General features: G+C 46.2%; 24 protein-coding genes. 15 read left to right on the forward strand and 9 right to left on the reverse strand.

Annotation, left to right across the window (positions count from 1 at the left end; genetic code table 11):
• Positions 1-5 precede the first annotated feature (5 nt).
• Positions 6-812 carry a Cof-type HAD-IIB family hydrolase gene (locus tag ACP26N_RS15260; protein WP_131503503.1) on the forward strand — a complete coding sequence of 269 codons (807 nt, stop codon included), beginning with the start codon at positions 6-8 and terminating at the stop codon, positions 810-812.
• A 58-nt stretch (positions 813-870) separates the two neighbouring features.
• Here the strand turns inward: ACP26N_RS15260 and ACP26N_RS15265 are convergent, their stop codons facing one another.
• On the reverse strand, positions 871-1,530 hold the full coding sequence (locus ACP26N_RS15265; RefSeq protein WP_131503504.1) for a uracil-DNA glycosylase: 660 nt from the start codon (positions 1,528-1,530) through the stop codon (positions 871-873).
• An 82-nt stretch (positions 1,531-1,612) separates the two neighbouring features.
• Between ACP26N_RS15265 and ACP26N_RS15270 the strand changes: the two genes are divergently transcribed.
• Positions 1,613-2,335 (forward strand): WecB/TagA/CpsF family glycosyltransferase, encoded by a 723-nt coding sequence (locus tag ACP26N_RS15270; RefSeq protein ID WP_131503505.1) that lies wholly within the window; start codon positions 1,613-1,615, stop codon positions 2,333-2,335.
• 50 nt (positions 2,336-2,385) lie between these two features.
• Here the strand turns inward: ACP26N_RS15270 and ACP26N_RS15275 are convergent, their stop codons facing one another.
• Together ACP26N_RS15275 and ACP26N_RS15280 are read right to left on the reverse strand one after the other, a co-directional pair.
• Positions 2,386-3,018, reverse strand: a complete 633-nt coding sequence (locus tag ACP26N_RS15275; RefSeq protein WP_114596659.1) for an NAD(P)H-dependent oxidoreductase — start codon at positions 3,016-3,018, stop codon at positions 2,386-2,388.
• 116 nt (positions 3,019-3,134) lie between these two features.
• Complete coding sequence (locus ACP26N_RS15280; protein WP_114596660.1) at positions 3,135-3,593, reverse strand: MarR family winged helix-turn-helix transcriptional regulator; 459 nt, start codon at positions 3,591-3,593, stop codon at positions 3,135-3,137.
• Positions 3,594-3,765: 172 nt separating this feature from the next.
• Here ACP26N_RS15280 and ACP26N_RS15285 point away from each other — a divergent pair, with 172 nt between their 5' ends.
• Positions 3,766-4,023, forward strand: a complete 258-nt coding sequence (locus ACP26N_RS15285) for a hypothetical protein (RefSeq protein WP_114596661.1) — start codon at positions 3,766-3,768, stop codon at positions 4,021-4,023.
• A gap of 12 nt (positions 4,024-4,035) precedes the next feature.
• Positions 4,036-5,001: a LacI family DNA-binding transcriptional regulator gene (locus ACP26N_RS15290; RefSeq protein WP_426354297.1), complete on the forward strand. Its 966-nt coding sequence runs from the start codon at positions 4,036-4,038 to the stop codon at positions 4,999-5,001.
• Positions 5,002-5,057: 56 nt separating this feature from the next.
• Here the strand turns inward: ACP26N_RS15290 and ACP26N_RS15295 are convergent, their stop codons facing one another.
• From ACP26N_RS15295 to cbpA, 5 genes are all read right to left on the reverse strand, one after another.
• On the reverse strand, positions 5,058-5,720 hold the full coding sequence (locus ACP26N_RS15295; RefSeq protein WP_131503510.1) for a C40 family peptidase: 663 nt from the start codon (positions 5,718-5,720) through the stop codon (positions 5,058-5,060).
• A 217-nt stretch (positions 5,721-5,937) separates the two neighbouring features.
• Positions 5,938-9,096, reverse strand: coding sequence for an efflux RND transporter permease subunit (locus ACP26N_RS15300; protein WP_131973508.1), 3,159 nt, complete (start codon positions 9,094-9,096; stop codon positions 5,938-5,940).
• Positions 9,097-9,140: 44 nt separating this feature from the next.
• Positions 9,141-9,698, reverse strand: a complete 558-nt coding sequence (locus tag ACP26N_RS15305; protein ID WP_131503512.1) for a TetR/AcrR family transcriptional regulator — start codon at positions 9,696-9,698, stop codon at positions 9,141-9,143.
• Between the two features lie 190 nt (positions 9,699-9,888).
• Entirely contained in the window at positions 9,889-10,656 is a 768-nt protein-coding gene (locus ACP26N_RS15310) for a pyrroline-5-carboxylate reductase family protein (protein ID WP_426354299.1), read from the reverse strand.
• Between the two features lie 58 nt (positions 10,657-10,714).
• Positions 10,715-11,353 carry a cyclic di-AMP binding protein CbpA gene (cbpA, locus tag ACP26N_RS15315; protein WP_026827156.1) on the reverse strand — a complete coding sequence of 213 codons (639 nt, stop codon included), beginning with the start codon at positions 11,351-11,353 and terminating at the stop codon, positions 10,715-10,717.
• A gap of 342 nt (positions 11,354-11,695) precedes the next feature.
• Between cbpA and ACP26N_RS15320 the strand changes: the two genes are divergently transcribed.
• The 9 genes from ACP26N_RS15320 to queF all read left to right on the forward strand — a co-directional run bounded on the left by ACP26N_RS15320 (position 11,696) and on the right by queF (position 17,857).
• The gene (locus tag ACP26N_RS15320) at positions 11,696-12,313 is read left to right on the forward strand and encodes a DUF47 domain-containing protein (RefSeq protein WP_131503514.1); all 618 of its coding nucleotides are present in this window, start codon (positions 11,696-11,698) and stop codon (positions 12,311-12,313) included.
• Between the two features lie 16 nt (positions 12,314-12,329).
• Positions 12,330-13,334: an inorganic phosphate transporter gene (locus ACP26N_RS15325; protein ID WP_026827154.1), complete on the forward strand. Its 1,005-nt coding sequence runs from the start codon at positions 12,330-12,332 to the stop codon at positions 13,332-13,334.
• A 132-nt stretch (positions 13,335-13,466) separates the two neighbouring features.
• Positions 13,467-14,282: a bifunctional hydroxymethylpyrimidine kinase/phosphomethylpyrimidine kinase gene (locus ACP26N_RS15330; protein ID WP_026827153.1), complete on the forward strand. Its 816-nt coding sequence runs from the start codon at positions 13,467-13,469 to the stop codon at positions 14,280-14,282.
• Positions 14,283-14,343: 61 nt separating this feature from the next.
• On the forward strand, positions 14,344-14,709 hold the full coding sequence (locus ACP26N_RS15335) for a YojF family protein (protein ID WP_131503516.1): 366 nt from the start codon (positions 14,344-14,346) through the stop codon (positions 14,707-14,709).
• Entirely contained in the window at positions 14,709-15,365 is a 657-nt protein-coding gene (gene bshB2 / locus ACP26N_RS15340) for a bacillithiol biosynthesis deacetylase BshB2 (protein WP_131503517.1), read from the forward strand. The genes ACP26N_RS15335 and bshB2 overlap by 1 nt, the downstream gene beginning before the upstream one ends.
• Before the next feature lie 170 nt (positions 15,366-15,535).
• Positions 15,536-16,192 carry a 7-cyano-7-deazaguanine synthase QueC gene (gene queC, locus ACP26N_RS15345; protein WP_026827150.1) on the forward strand — a complete coding sequence of 219 codons (657 nt, stop codon included), beginning with the start codon at positions 15,536-15,538 and terminating at the stop codon, positions 16,190-16,192.
• Positions 16,189-16,644 (forward strand): 6-carboxytetrahydropterin synthase QueD, encoded by a 456-nt coding sequence (gene queD / locus ACP26N_RS15350; protein ID WP_012371768.1) that lies wholly within the window; start codon positions 16,189-16,191, stop codon positions 16,642-16,644. The genes queC and queD overlap by 4 nt, the downstream gene beginning before the upstream one ends.
• Positions 16,641-17,357, forward strand: coding sequence for a 7-carboxy-7-deazaguanine synthase QueE (gene queE / locus ACP26N_RS15355; RefSeq protein WP_131503519.1), 717 nt, complete (start codon positions 16,641-16,643; stop codon positions 17,355-17,357). Before queD ends, queE begins: the two co-directional genes overlap by 4 nt.
• 11 nt (positions 17,358-17,368) lie before the next feature.
• Positions 17,369-17,857 (forward strand): preQ(1) synthase, encoded by a 489-nt coding sequence (queF, locus tag ACP26N_RS15360; RefSeq protein ID WP_012371770.1) that lies wholly within the window; start codon positions 17,369-17,371, stop codon positions 17,855-17,857.
• Positions 17,858-18,121: 264 nt separating this feature from the next.
• Here the strand turns inward: queF and ACP26N_RS15365 are convergent, their stop codons facing one another.
• Positions 18,122-18,406 carry a helix-turn-helix domain-containing protein gene (locus tag ACP26N_RS15365; protein ID WP_131503520.1) on the reverse strand — a complete coding sequence of 95 codons (285 nt, stop codon included), beginning with the start codon at positions 18,404-18,406 and terminating at the stop codon, positions 18,122-18,124.
• Positions 18,407-18,659: 253 nt separating this feature from the next.
• On the opposite strand from ACP26N_RS15365, the gene ACP26N_RS15370 reads away from it, so the two are divergent.
• Positions 18,660-20,315 (forward strand): PTS transporter subunit IIBC, encoded by a 1,656-nt coding sequence (locus ACP26N_RS15370; protein WP_131503521.1) that lies wholly within the window; start codon positions 18,660-18,662, stop codon positions 20,313-20,315.
• An 84-nt stretch (positions 20,316-20,399) separates the two neighbouring features.
• Complete coding sequence (locus ACP26N_RS15375) at positions 20,400-21,203, forward strand: endonuclease/exonuclease/phosphatase family protein (RefSeq protein ID WP_131503522.1); 804 nt, start codon at positions 20,400-20,402, stop codon at positions 21,201-21,203.
• Positions 21,204-21,317 lie beyond the last annotated feature (114 nt).

Below are 21,317 nucleotides of genomic sequence, written 5' to 3' on the forward strand. Positions count from 1 at the left end.
TATTCATGGCTTACGAAATGATTGTACTTGATCTTGACGATACATTATTGACGAGCGACCATACGATTTCTCCAAAAACGAAACAATCGTTACTCGACGCACAACGTCGTGGCAAAAAAGTCGTGCTTGCGAGTGGTCGTCCGACTTACGCGATGATTGATTTAGCAAACGAGTTGGAACTTGCCCGCTATGGCAGTTATATCCTGAGTTTCAACGGGGCTTCCATCATCGACTGTAAAACAAATGAGTCCCTCTTCTCCAGTACCCTTCTTCCGGAAACCGTACATCGTCTTTACGATTTAAGTAAACGGGAAAACATCGACATTCACACGTATGTCGGACACGAAATTTTGACAGAACGCGCTAACGGCTTCACGACAATTGAAGGGGAACTGACAGGAATGGATGTCATCATCGTCCCGGATTTCAAAGCAGCCATCACAGAACCGGTCGTCAAATGTTTGATGCTTGCGGAAGAAAACCGTTTGGCGGAAGTCGAACAAAAACTTCAACTTGAGTTAGCCGGTGAGCTTGCTGTCGCCCGCTCGAAGCCATTTTTCCTCGAGTTTACGGAAGCCGGTGTGACGAAGGGAACAAGTCTTGCCCTGCTCGCTGAACGTCTCGGAATCAAGCAGGCAGATGTCATCGCCTGCGGAGACGGCAACAATGATTTGACTATGATCGAATGGGCCGGTCTTGGTGTCGCGATGGCGAATGCTGCCGATACTGTCAAAGAAAAAGCCCAGTACATGACAGCTTCTAATGATGAGGACGGTATTGCCCTCGTCATCGAAAAATTCATGATGGATTAAACCATTCAAAAAAACCAATTTACTCCGTCTTTGTGGAGTAAATTGGTTTTTTCATGTTTTACGAAATACACCAATCGATTGGTGTTCGGTTTTGTTGCTGTAACCAGTCATTGGTCTGCGAATACGGCCGGCTGCCAAAAAAACCGCGGCTCGCCGAAAGTGGGCTTGGATGAACGGACTCGAGGACGAGGTGACGAGAGGTATCAATCAAGCTTTTTTTACTTTTCGCATGATTTCCCCAAAGAATGAATACAATCGGTTGCTCCTGCTGTCCAAGTACTTCGATGACACGATCCGTAAACGATTCCCAGCCCTTTTTCGCATGGGAACCGGCTTTCCCTGCTTCAACCGTCAGTGATGTATTCAACAAAAACACGCCCTGCTTCGACCAGGCTTCCAGATTACCCGTCGTCGGCACCGGACATCCGAGATCGGATCCTAGTTCCTTGTACATATTACGTAAAGACGGCGGAATCGCAATCCCGTCATTGACGGAAAAACTTAACCCGTTTGCCTGGTTTGGTCCATGATACGGATCCTGACCCAGGATGACGCAGCGGACATCCTGCGGCGCCACCGCGTCAAAGGCATGGAAAATCCGATCCTTCGGCGGATAGACCGTCGTTTCCCGGTAAGCGGTCTTGACGAAATCCCATAATTGGATAAAGTAGTCTTTTTCTTTCTCTTCTTTTAAAATCTCCTGCCAGGCTGCATGCATCCCGTTCGCTCCTTTTTTTCAGTCTCAAGCCCCTGTTCGTCCGGCTTGATTCTGCTATGATGGTACATGAGGTGGAATAAAGATGATTCAAACAACACAGTTATTTGGTTTGCCTTTTGTCGACGCAACACCGTCGAATTGGTATACCCATATTAAAACGATTTTACACAACAATGAAAAAGCCTTTATTGTTACAGCTAATCCCGAACTGGTCTTACGTTCTTTGCGTGATCCCGCTTATAGCCATATTTTACAACAAGCAACGTTCATCACGCCTGACGGAATCGGTGTGACGGCAGCCGGAAAACGGATGGGTCAACCGCTCACTGCGACATTGCCTGGCATCGAGACGGCACGGGAGTTGCTTCGAACAGCCGACGCTTTAAAGAAACGGGTCTTCCTGCTTGGTGGACGTCCGGAAGTCATGAAGTCGCTGATTCAACAATTATCAATCCGTTTTCCTGATATCCAGTTCGTTGGGACCTTTCATGGATTCGGCAAAGAAGAACAAGCTGCCAAAGTCATTCAAACAGCCGACGCCGATTTGATTTTGGTGGCCCTCGGGGCACCGAAACAGGAAGAATGGATTGCATCCGTTTATAACAAAGTGGATCACGGCCTTTTCATCGGTGTCGGCGGAGCGTTTGATGTCTGGTCAGGTCACAGCAAACGGGCACCGAAGGTCTTCCGAAAGTTGAAGCTCGAATGGTTGTACCGGATTTCCAGTCACCCGCGCGGACTGGAGAAGTTAAAGGACCTGCTCCTTTTCGCATCCCTTGTTTTACGAAAAAAAACTCATCTGTGAACACAAAATACCCGCTGTCCGGTTTACCGGACAGCGGGTATTTTCGTTTCTTATGCGTTGACCGTTGAGAATGAACGACCAAGTTCTTTTGCTTCTGCGATTGCTGCTTCTTTGATTTCTTCTGCTTTTTCTGGGTTCATTGCCATACCTTCGATGAACAATGAGTTGTAGTCTGTTACACCAGTGAAAGCGAGTGCTTGACGGAGGTAGTCATCTCCGAAGTTGAGGCCAGAACCGGCGTATACGCCGCCTGTTGCCTGAATGTGGAGTGCTTTTTTGCCTTCCATCAATCCTTTAGGACCTTCTGCAGTGTAAGCAAACGTTTTACCTGCAAGAAGAACGCTGTCGATGTACATTTTAAGACGGGCCGGGAATGAGAAGTTCCACATTGGCGTTACGAATACATATTCGTCCGCTTCCATATACTGCTCCAGGTGTTTCGTCATTGTACCGACTTTAGCGATTTCAACTTCTGAAAGCTCTTCGCCTGTCGCGAATTTGCCCCATGCGCTGAGTACGTCTGTATCGATTTCTTGGACATCTTCTTTATATAGATCAAGAACTTGGACTTCAGCGTTCGGGTTAGCTGCTTTGTAGCTTTCGAGGAAAGCTTCACCAGCTTGAAGGCTGAATGAATGTTCTGTTGATTTCGGGTTTACAGTTACATAAAGTAATTTAGTCATTTTTATTTCTCCCTTTTATCTAAAGTAATTTCTGTAAGTAAATATACCAACACCATTTTCTTTTGTCAATTAGTTTGATTTCAAAGAAAGCAACAAAAAAAGCTTAATCAGGATGATTAGGCTTTTTCTGAGTGTGTATAATGGTCTGCACGATGACCAATCCGTTTTAGCTGATCAATCAATTGCTCTTTTTCTGAAATGGACAAGTCGCTGAATAAGTCTGTTAAAAACGCTTCATGTTTCGGGAACGTTTCTTCCATTAATTCTCTTCCCGCCTCTGTCAGTGTTCCGAACGTCACGCGACGATCCGTCGGGCATGATCGTCGGGCAAGAAGACCCCGGTTCTCTAATTTATCCACGACGTACGTGACACTGCCACTCGTTAATAAGATTTTATCGCCGATTTGTTGAAGTGGTGTATCGCCTTTGTGGTACAACAATTCCAGTACACCAAATTCCGATAAATTCAGCTGATGGGTCTTGATGTCTACTTTCACTTGTTCCGCTACTGCATGCATTGTGCGAGATAGAACAACGAGCATTTTTAATGCCAGCTTCGAGTCTGTCGATTCCATTTTACGTTCGCCCCTCTTTATCTTGATTCGAACCAATCATAGACCTCTTTTTTCCATTGGTCAATTCCAGTCCGGATTTTCCACTTTTATGACGGACCTCTCAGTTTTTGCTTGCCGTGAAACGCGTTCCATACATTACGGTCTTGATATACACTACAAGGGAGGTCTTCTCATGTCATTTCAAAAATTCCTGTCTCGTCTCTTTCAGAAAAATGTTGCTTACGAATTAGCGATCGAACAGCTGTACACATCGACCGGTTACTATTTGTGTAAGCATACGTTGGTCGATCAGTTTCCGGACTTGCCGCCAGCTCATCAAGTCGAGCTGCTTCAAAGAATTTCGGAACAACTCGATCGTTCGGCTTGGCTTGAAGGCCCGATCACGAGACAGGACTGGATTCAGATCCATCAACAATTATCCAACAGCTAGGAGGAACTTTTGATGACCAACATTCGTGACTTAGCACGTGAAGCAGAGGTTTCAGTGACGACAGTCTCGCGTGTCCTCAATGATCATCCGTACGTCGCGGAAGATAAACGGCGGGCCGTCCGGGACGCCATCACAAAACTTGGTTACATCCGAAATCAAACTGCCGTCCATTTATCGACCGGTCAAACGAAAACAATCGGCGTCATGTTGCCTTACGTCGATCATCCGTATCATGCCGCAATTCTGCACGGGATTGCCCAGTCTGCTTTTGAAGCGGACTACCGTTTTTTGACGTGGCAGACGAACTACATCGCATCACACGAACAAACCGTTCTTCAAGCTCTTGCCCAACGCGAAGTCGATGGACTGATTGTCGTCTCACACAGTCTGCCGGTCGAAGACATTTTGCAATACGAACAATATGGTCCGATTATTTTTTGTGAACACCATGAAGATGTCTCTTCGGTCTACATCAATCATTATACCGCGTTTCAAAGCGGCTTGAAGGCACTTCAGTCTTTTGGTCATACCCAGATCGGGATCTGTCTCGGTCGTCCCGACAGTACAAACAGCCGTGCCCGAAAACGGGCTTATCAGGATACCGTATCGCTTGCCGACGTTTCCTGGATCTACCAACAGGCGTTGACGATTGAAGACGGGGCCCGGATCGCACAGCAGTGGACGAAGCAAACCAATCGTCCGACCGCTTTATTGACCGCAAGTGATCATGTCGCAGCCGGCGTCATCCTGGAGCTTCGTAAACAAGGCTACCGGATTCCGGAAGATTTAGCCGTGATCGGATTCGACGGAAGTGAGTTAGCAGTCGTTCTCAATTTAACGACGGTTGCCGTCCCTTACGAGACCATCGGACGCCAAGCTTTCTCGATCGCCATTAGTGACAATTGGCGGGATCATCCTCAAGTGGAAATTCTGACCACCCTTCTGAGCGGATTGACCGCTCTTGAATCCAATGACTAAAACCCGCTCTTGTCTCGCAAATGCGTCAAGAGCGGGTTTTTGGTTAATTTTCTTTCTTATAAAGATCCGGCAGCAACGTAACGTGATCCCCAGTAGCCGCTTCGGAATGATTCTTTGACGACTTGTCCGTAATACGAGTTGGCATTGATCATCGTCGATCCATCCACCGCAATCCCAACGTGTTGAATTCCGCTTCCGTGTGTGAAGAAGACCAGATCTCCAGCAACTGGAGCTGTTCGTTTCGTTGCGCCGTATTGGGCAGCCGCTGTTCGTGGTAATGATTTACCCAATGCATTGTAGACATAACGCGTAAAGCCGGAACAGTCGAAGCTGACAGGACCCGTTGCGCCAAATACGTAAGGACGTCCTTTTAAGCCTTCCGCCACGGATACGACGGCTGCTCCATTTTTAGTTAATCCCGTTGTCGCTTTTGCATTAAACGCTTTTGTGTATGTAGCCGCTATGTAAGCATTTTTCCCCGCATACCGGAGTTGATACCAGTTGTTTGCCGTTTTGCCGAGGACCGTTACCGTTTGGCCTAATTTCAGTTGGCCTAATTTTTGACCTGTCGTCGTTGCTTTTGACCGAACATTCAACACGTCGACCGCCACGACAACTTTTTTTGCCGTACCGGCTTTTGTTTGGTGAGGAACAGCGGCAAAGCTACTGATGAGCAACGTTGCAAACACGATGACACGAATTAAAAATGAACTTTTCATCCGTCTATCTCCCTTGTAAGTGAGTTTATGTAAAAAACTAAATTATCAGATAATTACTGTTTTTATCCTATCATGTCGATTTCTTTCATCGTATTACAGTTTATTAACAGGGATAGTTTACCGTAACATTTTTGCAACAAATAAAAAAACAGGTCCTAAAATAGCATGCTAGAGCCATTCCAGGGTACCTGCTTTAATCATTAGAAACTAAAACTGCTTAATCTATTGACTTCTTTTTCCGAAACCGTGCAAAGAATTCGTAGACGATCGGGACAATCAACAAGGTTAATAACGTTGAACTTGTTAATCCGCCAATGACCGTCACCCCGAGACCTTTCGAAATCAAAGCACCGCCTTCAAGACCTAGTGCCAATGGTGATAGGGCGCCAATTGTCGCGAGCGCTGTCATCAAGATCGGACGAAGTCGTGTTCCTGCCGCGTCCAATAAGGCTTCACGTGTCTCGAGGCCCTCTTTTTCTTTGTGAATGACGCGATCAATCAGAACGATGGCGTTCGTCACGACGATTCCGATCAACATCAATGCACCGATTAATGAAGATACTGAAATCGTTTCGCCTGTAATCAACAGCGCGAGTAATCCGCCGATGATGGCAAACGGAAGCGAGAACAGGATGACAAGTGGTGTCAATGCGCCTCCAAAGGTGACGACAAGAACAAGGTAGACGATGGCGACTGCTGCTGCCATCGCAAGTCCGAGTTGCGTGAACGACTCTTGAATTTGCTCCGTCACACCACCTGCTTTATACGAAACACCTGTCGGAAGATTAATTTTTTTGACTGTTTTATCGATGGCTTGTGAAGCTTCTGTTGCTTTGTCTGTTTTTAATTCTGCAGTGACCGTCGCGACCAATTTGCCGTCCCGTTCACTGAGTGAATCCGGTGTCGTTCCTTTTTTAACGGAGACGAAATCCGACAGTTTCCGGACACCAAGCGGCGTCGTGACATCTGTTGTTTGTAAATCATTGATGGAATCATATGTCGTCTGTTCGTTCGGTACGATGACATCAAGTTCCTTGCCGTCTACTTTTATAGTAGAAAGTGGTTTTTCTTCGCCTTGCACATTGGCAATTCCTTGTGCCAATTGTGCTGTCGAGATACCGAATTCAGCGGCTTTTTGTTGATTAACTTCGAACGTGTATTGCGTATACGACTCTTTTAAGTCGGTTGTTACTTTACGCACGTATTTCGATTCGCCTTCAATCGCTTTGACGAATTTTGGTGTCATCGTTTGTAGATCTTCGATTGAATTCGCATAAACCGAGTACGAAACGCCGGAAGAAGCAGCTCCTCCACTGAAGTCCTGTTCTTTCCATTCGCCGGTCGGAATCTCTTTATTCAGTTGTTTGATTGCCTGTTGTTTTACATCGGCAAAATCAGCTGTATCCGGATCATACTGGGCGATGAAGACAGCTTGCTTTGTATTTCCGGGATTCAATGGATTTTCTCCACCGACTGTAAATTGAAGATTATCCACATCACGTTGCTTTTCGAAATATCCTTCTGCCAAGTCGGCAGCCTTCAATGAATCTTCTAACGTTTGACCCGGTTTCGGATTGTAGGTCACGTAAAACGTTTTTTCACTCTCTTGATTCAAGAAGTTGACGCCGATGGTCGGAACAAGCGCGAAACTGCCGATCAGCAACAGGACGGCAAGTCCGAACACGACGAGTTTATGGTTTAACGACCAATTCAGTACACCACGGTACCAATTGGCGAGTTTTCCGCCATCTTCTTTTTCCGGTTTTGGTGCCTTCCCGCGTTTAAAGAGTGAATCCGCAAACATTGGAACAACCGTTACCGCCACGATCAATGAGGCAAAGAGTGCAAACACGACCGTTAACGCGAACGGAAGGAACAGTTCACCGACAAATCCTGTGACAAATCCGAGCGGCAGGAAGACGGCAATCGTGACGATGGTCGATGAAGCGACCGGAATGAATACTTCACGCGTCGCATCAATGATGAGCGTTTTCCCTTTTAACGGTTCAGCGGGATCCGTCAAGCGACGGTAAATGTTTTCAATGACGACAATCGAATCATCCACGACGCGACCAATCGCAACTGTCATCGCCCCAAGCGTCATGATGTTGAGGGAGATGTCCAACTGTTTCAAGACCAAAATCGCCATCAACAGAGATAATGGAATCGAAATAACGGCAATGATCGTTGATTTGACATTACGCAGGAACAAGAGAATGATGACGACAGCGAACAAGGCACCAATCAATGCTTTGCTGATCATCGTTGAGACCGATTCTTCAATCGGCTTCCCTTGGTCGAGCGTGACCGACGCTTTTACGCTGGCATTGTCTTTCTCAAAGTCTTTAATCGTCTCTTTGACCGCATTGACGACTTCGACCGTATTTGCATCTTGTGACTTCGTCACCTGGACGCCAATCGAACGTTCCCCGTTTGACCGGGAAATCGATTCTTCGATTCCTTTGTCTTCAATCGTCGCTAATTGCGATAATTTAACGGTCGGGACTTGCGTTGGTGCCGCCGCAGCCGGACTCGCTGCTTGTGCCGGAGCCGCATCTGTCGGCGCCGATTGTGCAGGTGCTTGCGTCTGTCCTTGTCCGGCACTGGCTTCAGGTGACTCTGTTGCTGCTTGTGGTGTGTACGGCAAACGGAGATTCTTCAGTTCAGTGACTGTCGTTGCCTTTCCATCGAGGACAACGGCCTGTTCTTTATCACCTAGTTCATATAACCCAAGTGCCAAGCGGGAATCATTCGCTTGAATCAGTTGTTTGACGTTCTCTTCCGTCAATCCGTACTGTTGTAATTTCTTTTCATCAAATTGAATCTCGATTCGACGGATTTCCTGACCGGCAATTTGAACCGTCTGTGCGCCTTCGATTCCTTCGAGTTTTGGTTGAAGTTCGTTTTCGACCAGTTTCGTCAAGTCGGATAATGAACGTTTTTCGTCCGATACGGCAAATCCGATGACCGGGAAGGCATCAAAGGAGATTCGGGAAACCTGAGGTTCCTGTGCTCCTTCCGGCAATTCAACATTGGCCAGTGCTTCTTTGACTTTTTGTTCCGCTTCGTCCATGTCTGTACTGAAGCTGTAGTCGATTTGTAAATTTGAGGCATTTTGGAAAGAGGACGAGCGGACGGTTTCGACTCCGCCAAGGTTCTCGACCTTACTTTCAAGTTCACGGCTGACCTCATCGAGTACTTGTTCCGGTGTTGCTCCTGGATAAATCGTCGTCACGGACACGGTTGGTGTCGTGATATCCGGCAACGTCTCGAGTTTCATCGTCGTTCCGGCATAAATTCCGGCGACTGTGATGATAATCGTCAGCAACCAAAGGGCAAACTTATTATTGACTGAAAATTGAATGATACGCTTCATGGTAAAAATCCGCCTTCTCTCTCTTCTTTTTCGATTCCATCTTGTTATTTTGATGCTTGATCAATCTTGCGTGCTTGTTTCAATAACCGTTCAATCAAGGCCTGCCGTACGTCAGGTGCAGGTTGACCGAACTGAAAATGTTCCGACATTTTCAAGCCGTCCAATGTAAAACGAATCATCATCGCGTCTACAGGATCTGCCTGTTCCATCAATTGATCAAAAAACTGATGAACCTGTTTTTTTCGTTCTTCCACAAAAGCGGCATTTTCCTTTAATAAGGACAATAAGAACAATACCGTATCGATGTCGAGGCAAAATTCTTCATCCCGTCTTGCTTGCAGCAGGACGAATGCTTCCATTGGACCAAATCCCTCTTCCCGGTACGTCTGATATTGCTGAAACTGACGCCGTTCCTGTTCTTCAATCACACCCATCAATAATTCTTCTTTGGAAGAAAAATGATACAACAATCCGCCTTTGGAGACATTCGCCTGTTTCGCCACTTCTTCAAGTGTCAGTTGTGGAAACCCTTGAGTCAGCATGACTTGAACAGTTGCATCCGTGATTCGACGTCGCGTTTCTAACGCTTTTATACTGACCATCATCTTTCTCCTTTCCATTTTACTGTACCGTCTGGACGGTTTCTTTTTTAAATATACGAAGTTCTGTCCCGCTTTGCAAGATTAAATCAATGTTTCACGTGAAACGCTTCGTATTATATGAGCCGAACATGAAAAAAAACGTCTACCCGTACTCTTCGAATCGAGAACCGGTAGACGTTTCAAGTAATCTTTAGTGATCTTCCCGCGCACTTTCCATCAAAGCAGCATATATCGCTTGTGCTAAGTGATGTTCACGCAGAACACGGACTCCTCGATCCGTCGGACCACCCGGAGCCGCTACATCATCAATCAGTTCCTCTGTCGGACGTTCTTCGTGTAACAGCAGTTCCGCCGATCCTTTCATAGCCTGCGCAATGATCCGCCGGGCAGAAGAAGCATCAAAACCCGCTTTCGTTAAAACAGGTGTCATCGCGCCGACGATTTCATAGAAGAAAGCCGGACTGCATCCTGCTGCAGCCATCAAATAAGGCATCGTTGTCGCATTCGTTTCAACCGTCTGACCCACTCGTTCAAACAATGCCGTCGCTTGTTGTCTTTTCTGATCCGAGATAAGGTCACCAAACCAAAGTCCCGTCATTCCTGTCCGAAATGCGACAGGTGTATTCGGCATCGCACAGACAGCACCACATGAAACGTGTGCCTCGATGTCTGCCGGTGTAATATGCGCGGCGACGGACACTACCAGTTGGTCCGTCCAAGTCTTTTGTTTGATGTAGTCGAGAACTCCGTCCGGCTGCATGGCTAAAACAACGATATCAAATTGTTCGACCTGTTCCTCGGCCGTCGTCCGAACACCGTACTGCTCCGCCAAAGCAAACAGACGTGTCCGGTCTGTTCGATTGGTCATCGTGATCGTTTGAGGGGAGATACCCGAATCAAGCCATCCTTTGACTAAGGACTCGCTCATCGAACCTGCCCCTACCATTAAAATTTTCATTGTTATTCCTCCCAACAAAAAAAGGACCACTTACTGGTCCCTTCAGATTTCCTAGTCATTATACACGAACTGCCAAGTCTTCCACAGCAACGACACGGAGTCCTTTTTCATTTAATTTCTTGACGATTTTCTTTTTCGTTTTCTCATCACAGTCAGTCGGTAATGTGATCAAGACCCGGCGCATGACACTGCTTTTCGCATCAAGTGTCATCAAACTCGCAACTGTTGAGTACTTATTGACGATTTTAGCAATCTTTTCAAGGGCACCTTTTTGTTCACTGAGTGCAACCGTTAAGATATAGCTGCCTGAATCACGATTCCATGCTTCTTCGAGCATACCAAGCATCTTTCCGTGTGGTAAGATGCCGAAGAACTGTCCATCATCATTCAAGACTGCGATGTAAGGCAATTCTTTGATTGAGAAAAAGACTTCAAAGAAGTTACTGCCTGTGTAAATGAACTTCGTCGTGTTTTTGATTAACGTCATGACGTTATCATCTAAACTACCACCGTTCATCCCGTGACGGTAAATATGCATCTTATAAATGTTCCCTTTGAACAATTGACCGGTCTGATCAAGAACCGGGACACAACGATATCCTGTTTCTTCTAGCGTCTGCAACGCTTCTCGAATCGTAGCGGTTTCTAAAATCTTGACACACTGGTGTTTCGGAATACACAAACTTTGAACGAGCATACAAAACGTCCTCCTCTTTCCTTTAACATGATTATACCTGATTTACATGACGTTCTAACTTAATTTCTTATTCGCTTCCGCTCTTCCTTCTCCTGCTTTTCTTCTATTCCCTTACAGGAGCCAAGAGAAAACACAAATTTCCTCAAGATTAAGAAGCAATTCCATCTTATCTTTGCAATTTTTAATTCTTTATTAAATCAACAATCACCTTAGTATTAAGATTTATTAAGATTTCGTAAAGACGGGACATAGTTGTATTCTTTTACAATAGCGTCTGATACAATCGAACTCGTGAAGTCACTTCACTATTCTATTCTTGTTCTTAATATGGAGGCAGAAGAAATGTTCAGTAAAAAACAAGATCCATTCGCGGTTAAATTATCTGAGATTGCAGGACACCTGCAACAAACGTCACAATTTTTCGTCGACTTTAAAATCAATGGTATTGCCGATGTCAAAGAATTCGCCCATAAAGTAAAAGATTTTGAAACAGCTGGTGATGATTTGATGCATCAATTGATCATCGATTTAAACAACGCGTTCATCACACCAATCGACCGTGAAGATTTATTAGCACTTGCTAATTCACTTGACGATGTCCTCGATGGTTTTGAAGAGTGTTCAGCTATCTTCGAAATTTACAATATCATACAAGCAGACGAGCATATGATTCGTTTCGTGGATGAAATCCACATTGCCGTCAACGAGCTCGCTTTATCAATGGATTTGTTAGTAGCACGTAAACTCCAACCGATGCGTGAACACGTCATCAAAGTGAAAGAGCAGGAAACCATCTGCGATAACTTGCGTCGTAAATCAATCAAAGCATTGTTCGCAACAGAAACAGATCCAATCAAAATCATTCAATACAAAGAAATTTATGAATCGCTCGAATCAATCGCCGATTACTGCCAAGATGCAGCAAACGTCATTGAAACGATCATCATGAAAAACGCATAAGTGAGGAGCTAACGAGATGGATAGTCTTTTTATCATCACCGCCATAATCGTCATTCTCGCACTTAGCTTCGACTTCATTAATGGTTTCCACGATACAGCGAACTCAATTGCGACTTCGGTGTCGACTCGTGCTTTGAAACCACGTCACGCCATCATTCTTGCCGCGACGATGAATTTTTTAGGTGCAATCACGTTTACTGGCGTTGCTAAAACAATTTCCAGCGATATCGTCGATCCGTCGACGCTTGAGCACGGAAGTTATGTCGTCATCGCTGCTTTACTCTCTGCTATCGCTTGGAACCTCTTAACGTGGTACTTCGGTATTCCGTCGAGTTCTTCGCACACGCTGATCGGTTCAATCGCCGGTGCTGCTATCGCATCTGTCGGCTTTGGCGGAATTGAAGCTAAAGGGATTCTAAAAATCGTTCAGGCACTGATCATTTCACCGATTCTTGCCTTCACGCTTGGATTTATCGTCTATGGAATCTTTAAAGTAGTTTTCAAAAAAGGAAACTTGGCGAAGACGAATCGTCGTTTCCGTCATATGCAAATTGCAACAGCCGCACTTCAATCGTATACACACGGAACGAACGATGCACAAAAAGCGATGGGTATCATCACGCTTGCCCTCATCTCTTCCGGTTTCCAAACCGATCACGAAGTCGCACTTTGGGTTAAACTATCGTGTGCGGTCGCAATGGGTCTAGGTACATCCGTCGGTGGATGGCGGATCATCAAGACCGTTGGTGGACAGATCATGAAAATCCGTCCGGTCAACGGGGTTGCGGCTGACTTGACGTCTGCTGCCATCATCTTTGGTGCGACAGCCATTCACTTACCGGTTTCAACGACACACGTTATTTCTTCTGCCATTCTCGGTGTAGGTACATCACACCGGAAAAAAGGTGTTAAATGGGGAACAGCACAACGGATGTTGATTACATGGGTCATCACATTGCCGATTTCAATGGCCGTGGCGGCGCTCATCTACTACATCTTAGATTTCCTATTCATTAAATGATCTTATTCCCCATCTAGTCAGCTAGGTGGGGATTTTCTGTCTCAATTGAGCCCCTGCAGTTGTCGCTTGGACTAGAATTCGCTATGATTGATGGCAAGAAGATATGCTTATTTTATTTAGGAGGAATTCCACATGACAAAACGTAAAGCGTTAACGATTGCCGGCTCTGACACGAGTGGCGGTGCTGGTATTCAAGCTGATTTGAAGACGTTCCAGGAACTTGAAGTCTACGGGATGAACGCACTGACGGTCATCGTCGCTCAAGATCCCGATCATTCTTGGCACCATGCGGTTTACCCAATCGATGCCGAACTCGTCCGGACACAAATCCATACGGTCCTTGGAGGAATTGGTGTAGATGCGATGAAGACGGGTATGCTCCCGACTGTCGAAATCATTGAAGTCGTTGCTGAAAAAATCAAGTCATCTGGTGTCAAAAACGTCGTCATCGATCCGGTCATGGTGTGTAAAGGTGAAGATGAAGTTCTGAATCCCGATACCGCGAATGCTTTACGCGATGTCTTGACACCGCTCGCAACGGTCGTGACCCCTAATGTTTTTGAAGCAGGTCAATTGTCCGGTCTTGGAAAAACACCTTCGACCATCGATGAAATGAAGCTCGCAGCTGCACGGATCCATGAAAAAGGCGCGCAATACGTTCTTGTCAAAGGTGGCAGTAAGATTGACCACCCACGAGCAGTTGACGTGCTTTATGACGGAAAAGAGTTTATCCTAATTGAGGACGAGCGTATTGAGACACCGTATACGCACGGAGCAGGATGCACCTACTCTGCTGCAATTACAGCTGAACTCGCAAAAGGAGCTTCTGTGGAGCAAGCGGTCCGTACAGCGAAATCGTTTATCACTTCTGCGATTCGTCATTCATTCCGCCTGAATGAATATGTCGGCCCGACTGACCATGCTGCTCACCGAACAGTAACGTCTTAATCGCTCAAGAAGTCCGCGCACTGATCGCGGACTTCTTTCTGTATAGGAAAGGGGATTCATCATGCAAGCACTTGATTTAACCGCTGTACAAGACTATATCGACAAGCATGCCAATACACCACTTTATGTCCACGTCGAAACGACGAACGGGGCGTACGCGACCCACCAGGATCCGACGTTCCACAGTGCCGGCATGTTTTTCCGCAACGCCGAGATTACGTACGAACGTGGTCTGATTACCGGAAACGGTCCGTACCGGATCGGACTGAAACTCTCCCACGGCTGGTTGTACGGTGAAGGCTTAACGGATTATGAATTTGCAGGCGATCAACTGTTGATTGCCGGACACGACATGGAAGGACGCCTTGCGATTGCCTTCGAACTCAGTCCGACTCCATTCGCGCAAGGCGCAGAGGAGGTAGAATAATGGCTTACAATGAACAAGATCATCTCCTCGTCATCTTCCCTCACCCGGATGATGAAGCGTTCAGCTCGGCTGGAACGATTATCGAACATGCAGAGAACCGCGGACCCGTCACATATGCCTGCCTGACACTCGGTGAAATGGGACGCAACATGGGGCGTCCTGTCTTTACGAACCGCGAACAGCTCGCGACGATCCGCAAACACGAACTGATTGCCGCATCTGAAAAAATGAAGATTTCCGATTTACAAATGTGGGGACTCCGCGACAAAACGGTCGAATTCGAAGACGAAGTGATGCTTGCTGAACGAATCGGACAATTGATTACGAAAACGCAACCGACACGGGTCATTTCGTTTTATCCGGGATATGCTGTCCATCCGGATCACGAAGCGACAGCACGTGCCGTCGTCCGGGCACTTCGTGCGATTGACGAAAGTCAGCGTCCTGAATTTTTAGCGGTTGCCTTCGCTAACAATACACGTGACGAACTCGGTGAAGGAACGTTCATCCATGATGTCAGTGCCTATACCGATCAAAAAATCGCTGCCCTTCAAGCGCATGCATCACAAACAGGCGGCTTGATGAAAGTCATCTCAGAAGACTCGAACATCCGTGATTTGCTCGTCAAAGAACGCTATTACCACTATCCGTTATAATTTCCGCACCCCTGGACGTCCTTTCGTTCAAGGGTGCTTTTTTTGTCTTACAAAATCCTCGATTGTCAGTCGACTTTTGAGTCACCTTCTGCTAGTGTGAATAGTTGAGACTGTGTCTCCGGAGTTCGTAACCTCCTCCGTCACAAAAACTAGGAATGGAAGTGTATCCAATGAAAAATGAACGTGCTCTTGTCGTCTTCAGTGGCGGTCAAGATTCGACGACCTGCCTGTTTCAGGCACTTGCCGACTATTCAGAAGTTGAAGTCGTTACCTTCAACTACGGGCAACGTCATGCCGCAGAACTCGATGTCGCTCGCGAAATCGCATCTGAACTCGGTGTGAAACATCACGAGCTCGATCTCTCACTCCTCAGTCAATTGACAAGCAATTCTCTGACTGACCACTCACAATCGATCACGACAAACGAAGACGGGCTTCCTTCTACCTTTGTAGATGGCCGAAATCACCTGTTTCTGTCCTTCGCAGCCGTCCTCGCTAAAGGACGTGGCATCCGCCATATCATTACCGGTGTATGCGAAACAGACTTTTCCGGTTATCCCGATTGCCGTGATTCCTTCATCAAGTCACTGAATGTGACGCTTAACCTCGCGATGGACTATCCATTCGTGATTCATACTCCGCTCATGTGGCTCGACAAAAAAGAGACATGGGCATTAGCTGATTCGCTCGGCGCGTTTGAATTTGTCCGCGAACGGACATTAACGTGTTACAACGGAATCATTGGAGACGGCTGTGGCGATTGCCCTGCTTGTGAATTACGGAAAAAAGGCTTAGATGCCTACATCGAGGAGGTCCAACACACATGAAATTCAACTATGAAGCACCCGAAACAGTCGAGCGCCCGACCGGCGACTCGCTTATTTATACAAAATCACGTGTCATGATCGTCAAAAAATTGACGTTTGACGCAGCCCATCACCTGTATGACTATGATGGCAAGTGCCGCGCCCTGCACGGCCATACGTATCACGTGGATCTCGGCATCAGCGGATTCCTTGATCACCGCGGTATGACACTAGACTTTGGCGATTTGAAGAAAATTTTCAAAGAGCATCTCGAACCGTTACTCGATCACCGTTACTTGAATGAGTCGCTTCCTTACATGAATACAACGGCTGAAAACATGTCGGCCTGGATTTTTGAAACACTCGGTAAACATCTGCCGGATGAACGCGGTCTGCGTGTCGAGTTCGTTAAACTGTATGAAACACCGACTGCTTTTGCAGAAGTCCGCCGGGAATGGATGCTTGAGTCATGAGTCAACTGAAGAAAATACCGAAGATTCCTGTTCTTGAAATCTTTGGTCCAACCTTTCAAGGTGAAGGACGTTCGATCGGTCAAAAAACGATGTTCGTCCGGACGGGTGGCTGTGATTATTCCTGTGCCTGGTGTGACTCGGCCTTCACTTGGGACGGATCGGAAAAACCGGATTTGCTGACAGCAGAAGAAATCCTGACGCAACTCGATGCCCTCGGTTCGTATGGTCATGTCACGATTTCCGGCGGTAACCCTTTGTTACACGCATCAATCGGGACACTCGTCGACGCACTGAAGAGCCGTGGCATCACGATGTCGGTCGAAACACAAGGTTCTTACTGGCAAAACTGGGTGCTCGATATCGAAGACGTCACGATCAGTCCGAAACCGCCGTCGAGTGGCATGACCGTTGATTATGACCGCCTTGATGTCTTTTTCAAACGATTGCCTAAACAGCAACGCGCCGTTAAAATCGTCATCTTTGATGAGGCGGATCTTGACTTTGCTGCTGCCATTTCAGAACGCTACGCCTTAAAAACCTTATATCTGTCACTCGGTAATCCTGATCCTGCGGAAGAAGGTACGATTGCACCGCGGATGTTATCCGGCTTAAAAACTTTATGGGAACGCGTCGCAACTGACGAACGATTTAATCATGCACGGGTTCTTCCACAACTACATGCCCTCGTTTTCGCAAACGATCGCGGCGTTTAAGGAGATTAATTATGCGTCCAGAAGATTTAAACGATTTGTCCTTACTTGGTCAAAAGTCTGTCCCGTATATTTTTGAATATCAACCGGAAGTGCTTGAAGCCTTCCCGAACCGTCACCCGGAAAATGATTACTTCGTAAAATTCAATGCACCTGAATTTACGAGCCTTTGTCCGATTACGAATCAACCGGATTTTGCGACCATCTACATCTCTTACATCCCGGACGAGAAGCTGGTCGAATCAAAATCACTAAAACTTTATCTGTTCAGCTTCCGTAATCATGGTGACTTCCATGAAAACTGCATCAACGTTATCGGGAAGGATCTTGTCAAACTGATGGAACCCCGTTACCTCGAAGTATGGGGAAAATTCACACCACGCGGCGGGATTTCAATTGATCCATACTACAACTACGGTAAACCGGGTACGAAATATGAACAGATGGCAGAGCACCGTCTGTTTAATCATGATTTATATCCCGAAACCATCGATAATCGATAATACAGTAAAAGAGGCTGACTCAAAAAGGAATCTCTCGTCTTTTCACGCCCTTTCCTCAGGCGAGACACAAGCCAGTTTTCCTGCCTCATTCAGGCAGGAAAACGGGTCTTGTTTGTCTCTGACAGCACAAAAATGCGCTTTTTCCTGTAGGAGTTGCGTGAAACGAGTGATTCCTGTTTAAACGAGAAAAGGGCGGCAGAATTAGAATCTGCCATCCTTTTCTTTGTAAGGACTGACTTTTGAGTCAGCCCTTTTTTTCTATCGTTAACTCGAAGGCAAATCAATGATTTTTTGATCTTCCTCTTGTTGAAAAATCATTTGCGCCGACCAGATATCCCGAAGTAAATGTTCGTACGGAACACCTAACACCTTTGCCAACCGTTCGATCATCGAAAAGGATGGATATGCCAGGCTTTTTTCAATCCGATTCATCATTTCAGGTGTCGTTTCCGTCAGTTCCGCAAGTTGTTCGAGCTCCATGCCCTGTCGGTTCCGTAACATTCGAATTCGTTCTCCATAGTTCGTGAGAGGAATGATCGATTCACTCATGATTTCGTCTCCTTTTTCTAAGCACATGACGCTCCGCTTTCTTTCCTGTTAACTTATTCCCGATTTTCATTTTTCAACACTTCTCCTATTCATAATATTCATTTTCTAAAATATAATTTCAAAAAAATCATAAAAAAGAACTAGCTTTTTAAAAAGTTATCGCTTACAATTCTAGGTGCAAGCGGTTGCATTAATCGCTTACATTTCTTGCACTAATTACACAGATAACAGATACATAGAGGAGTGAAACCACATGAAAAACAAGATTTCATTTGATTTCTGGCAAAAGCTAGGAAAAGCTTTAATGGTAGTCATCGCAGTCATGCCAGCTGCCGGAATCATGATCTCGATCGGGAAGTTGATCGGAATGTACGGTGGCGACATCGTGTTTATGCAAACGGTTGCAAGAATTGTTGAAGATTTAGGTTGGGCCATCATTACTAACCTGCATGTCTTGTTCGCCGTTGCGATCGGTGGATCGTGGGCAAAAGAACGGGCCGGCGGAGCATTTGCCGCCTTACTTGCCTTTATCTTAGTCAACCGTGTTACCGGTGCTATCTTCGGTGTCAACTCGACGATGCTTGCCGATCCAAAAGCAACCGTCACGTCTTTACTTGGTTCTGATTTAATTGTAAAAGATTATTTCACTTCTGTCCTTGGTGCTCCGGCGCTTAACATGGGCGTATTCGTCGGAATCATTTCCGGTTTCCTTGGAGCTGTACTCTTCAATAAATTTTATAACTTCAGCAAGTTGCCTGATGCACTTGCATTCTTTAACGGTAAACGATTCGTTCCATTCGTCGTCATCGGTGGATCCGTCGTTGCAGCGTTTGTTTTATCACTCGTTTGGCCATTCGTCCAAGGATTATTGAATGACTTCGGACGCTGGATCGCGACGTCACGCGATACGGCACCGATCCTTGCTCCATTCGTTTACGGAACACTGGAACGTCTGCTCTTACCGTTTGGTCTTCACCACATGCTGACGGTTCCGATGAACTACACGGAACTCGGTGGAACGTATAAAATTTTAACGGGGGCAGCGCAAGGTTCGACGGTCGCAGGTCAAGATCCGTTATGGCTCGCCTGGATTACCGATCTCGTTAACTTAAAACAAGCAGGTAACACACAAGGATACAACGATTTGATCAACAGTGTCGTCCCGGCACGTTTTAAAGAAGGACAAGTCGTTACTTCCCTGGCTTCTTTAATCGGTGTTGCTGTTGCCATGTACATGTCGGTTGATGAAGACAAAAAGAAAGCTTATAAACCGGTCTTCCTATCTGCCGGTCTTGCCGTTTTCTTAACAGGTGTCACGGAGCCGATCGAATTCATGTTCATGTTCATCGCACCTGTCCTTTACGTTGTCTATGCTGTCTTAACAGGTGTTGCATTTGCTTTGGCTGACGTCATGCATCTCCGGATCCATGCGTTCGGAGCGATTGAATTGTTGACACGGATTCCGCTGATTGCAAAAGCGGGACTGATCGGTGACTTGATCCGCTTCATCGGTGTCTGTGTGTTCTTCTTCTTCTTGAACTTCTTTACATTCCGTTTCGTTATTAAAAAGTTCAACTATGCAACACCTGGCCGTAACGGAAACTACTTGGATGATGTCGTCGTTTCAGATAACACTCAAGCTACGAACGAAGCGGCTGCAACAAACGATCAATCACAAGCCTCACGCATCATCGGATTATTAGGGGGTCAAGCAAACATCGAGGAAGTCGATGCCTGTATGACACGCCTGCGCGTCACGGTCAAAGATCCAAGTCTTGTCGCACCGGAATCTGATTGGAAATCCAATGGTGCACTTGGATTAATCCTAAAAAATAATGGCGTGCAAGCTATTTACGGTCCTAAAGCGGATGTCTTGAAATCAGATATCCAAGATCGAATCGGCGCATAAACCAGATGATTTAGGGTAAATAAGAAAAGGTGAAGCTCTCCTTGAGTTTCACCTTTCTTTATTGAAAAACAGGAGGATCAACAGATGCGATTACTTACGCTCAATTGCCATTCTTGGCAGGAAACCAATCAACTCGATAAACTCGATCAAATCGTTACACAAATCATCCAACAGGATTATGATGTCATTGCTTTACAGGAAGTGAGTCAATTGATGGATACTCCGATCCTTTATGACAACATCCGTGAAGATAATTTTGTTTACTTGATTCAACAAGCCTTGGCGAAACAAGGTTTCGACTATTCGTTCGTCTGGGACTTCTCGCATATCGGATATGATGCGTATGAGGAAGGTCTCGCTCTTTTGACGAAACACCCCATCTTAAAATCAGACAGTTATTACGTCAGCAGAAGTCAGGACACGATGGACTGGAAGTCCCGCAAAATCGTCCGGGCAACCATCGATATCGACGGGACACAAATCACGTTTAATTCCTGTCACCTCGGTTGGTGGGAAGATGCGGATGAGCCGTTCAGTGAACAGTTCGATCATTTGATTGCCCGAATGGACCCTCTTGAATGGACGATGTTCTTAGGCGACTTCAACAATGATGCATTGGAACGTGAGGCCGGCTATGACCATATGATACAACGCGGCCTCCACGACGTCTTTTTGTTGGCTCAAGAGACTGTTGGTATTGAAACGGTCGAAGGCAAAATTGACGGGTGGGAAGAAAATCAACAAGGATTACGTCTCGACCTGGTCTTATCGAACCGAAAAATCGACGTCGATCGCGTCGGAGTCGTCTTTGACGGGGTGTTCGCACCGGTTGTTTCTGACCACTTTGGTGTCGAAGTCGATATCTCGATTCAAAAAGAACCCATTTAACGGTTGACAACGCTTTCTTTTCTCCTTATGATGAGGGCAACAAGCAAATAGTGCGGATTGTGACAGTACGGCTGGCAAGACCGATTCAGCATCTCGTTCGTGGAGATGCTGTTC

Origin of the sequence: Exiguobacterium sp. R-39 (assembly GCF_049942815.1) — a bacterium.
Classification (GTDB): domain Bacteria; phylum Bacillota; class Bacilli; order Exiguobacteriales; family Exiguobacteriaceae; genus Exiguobacterium_A.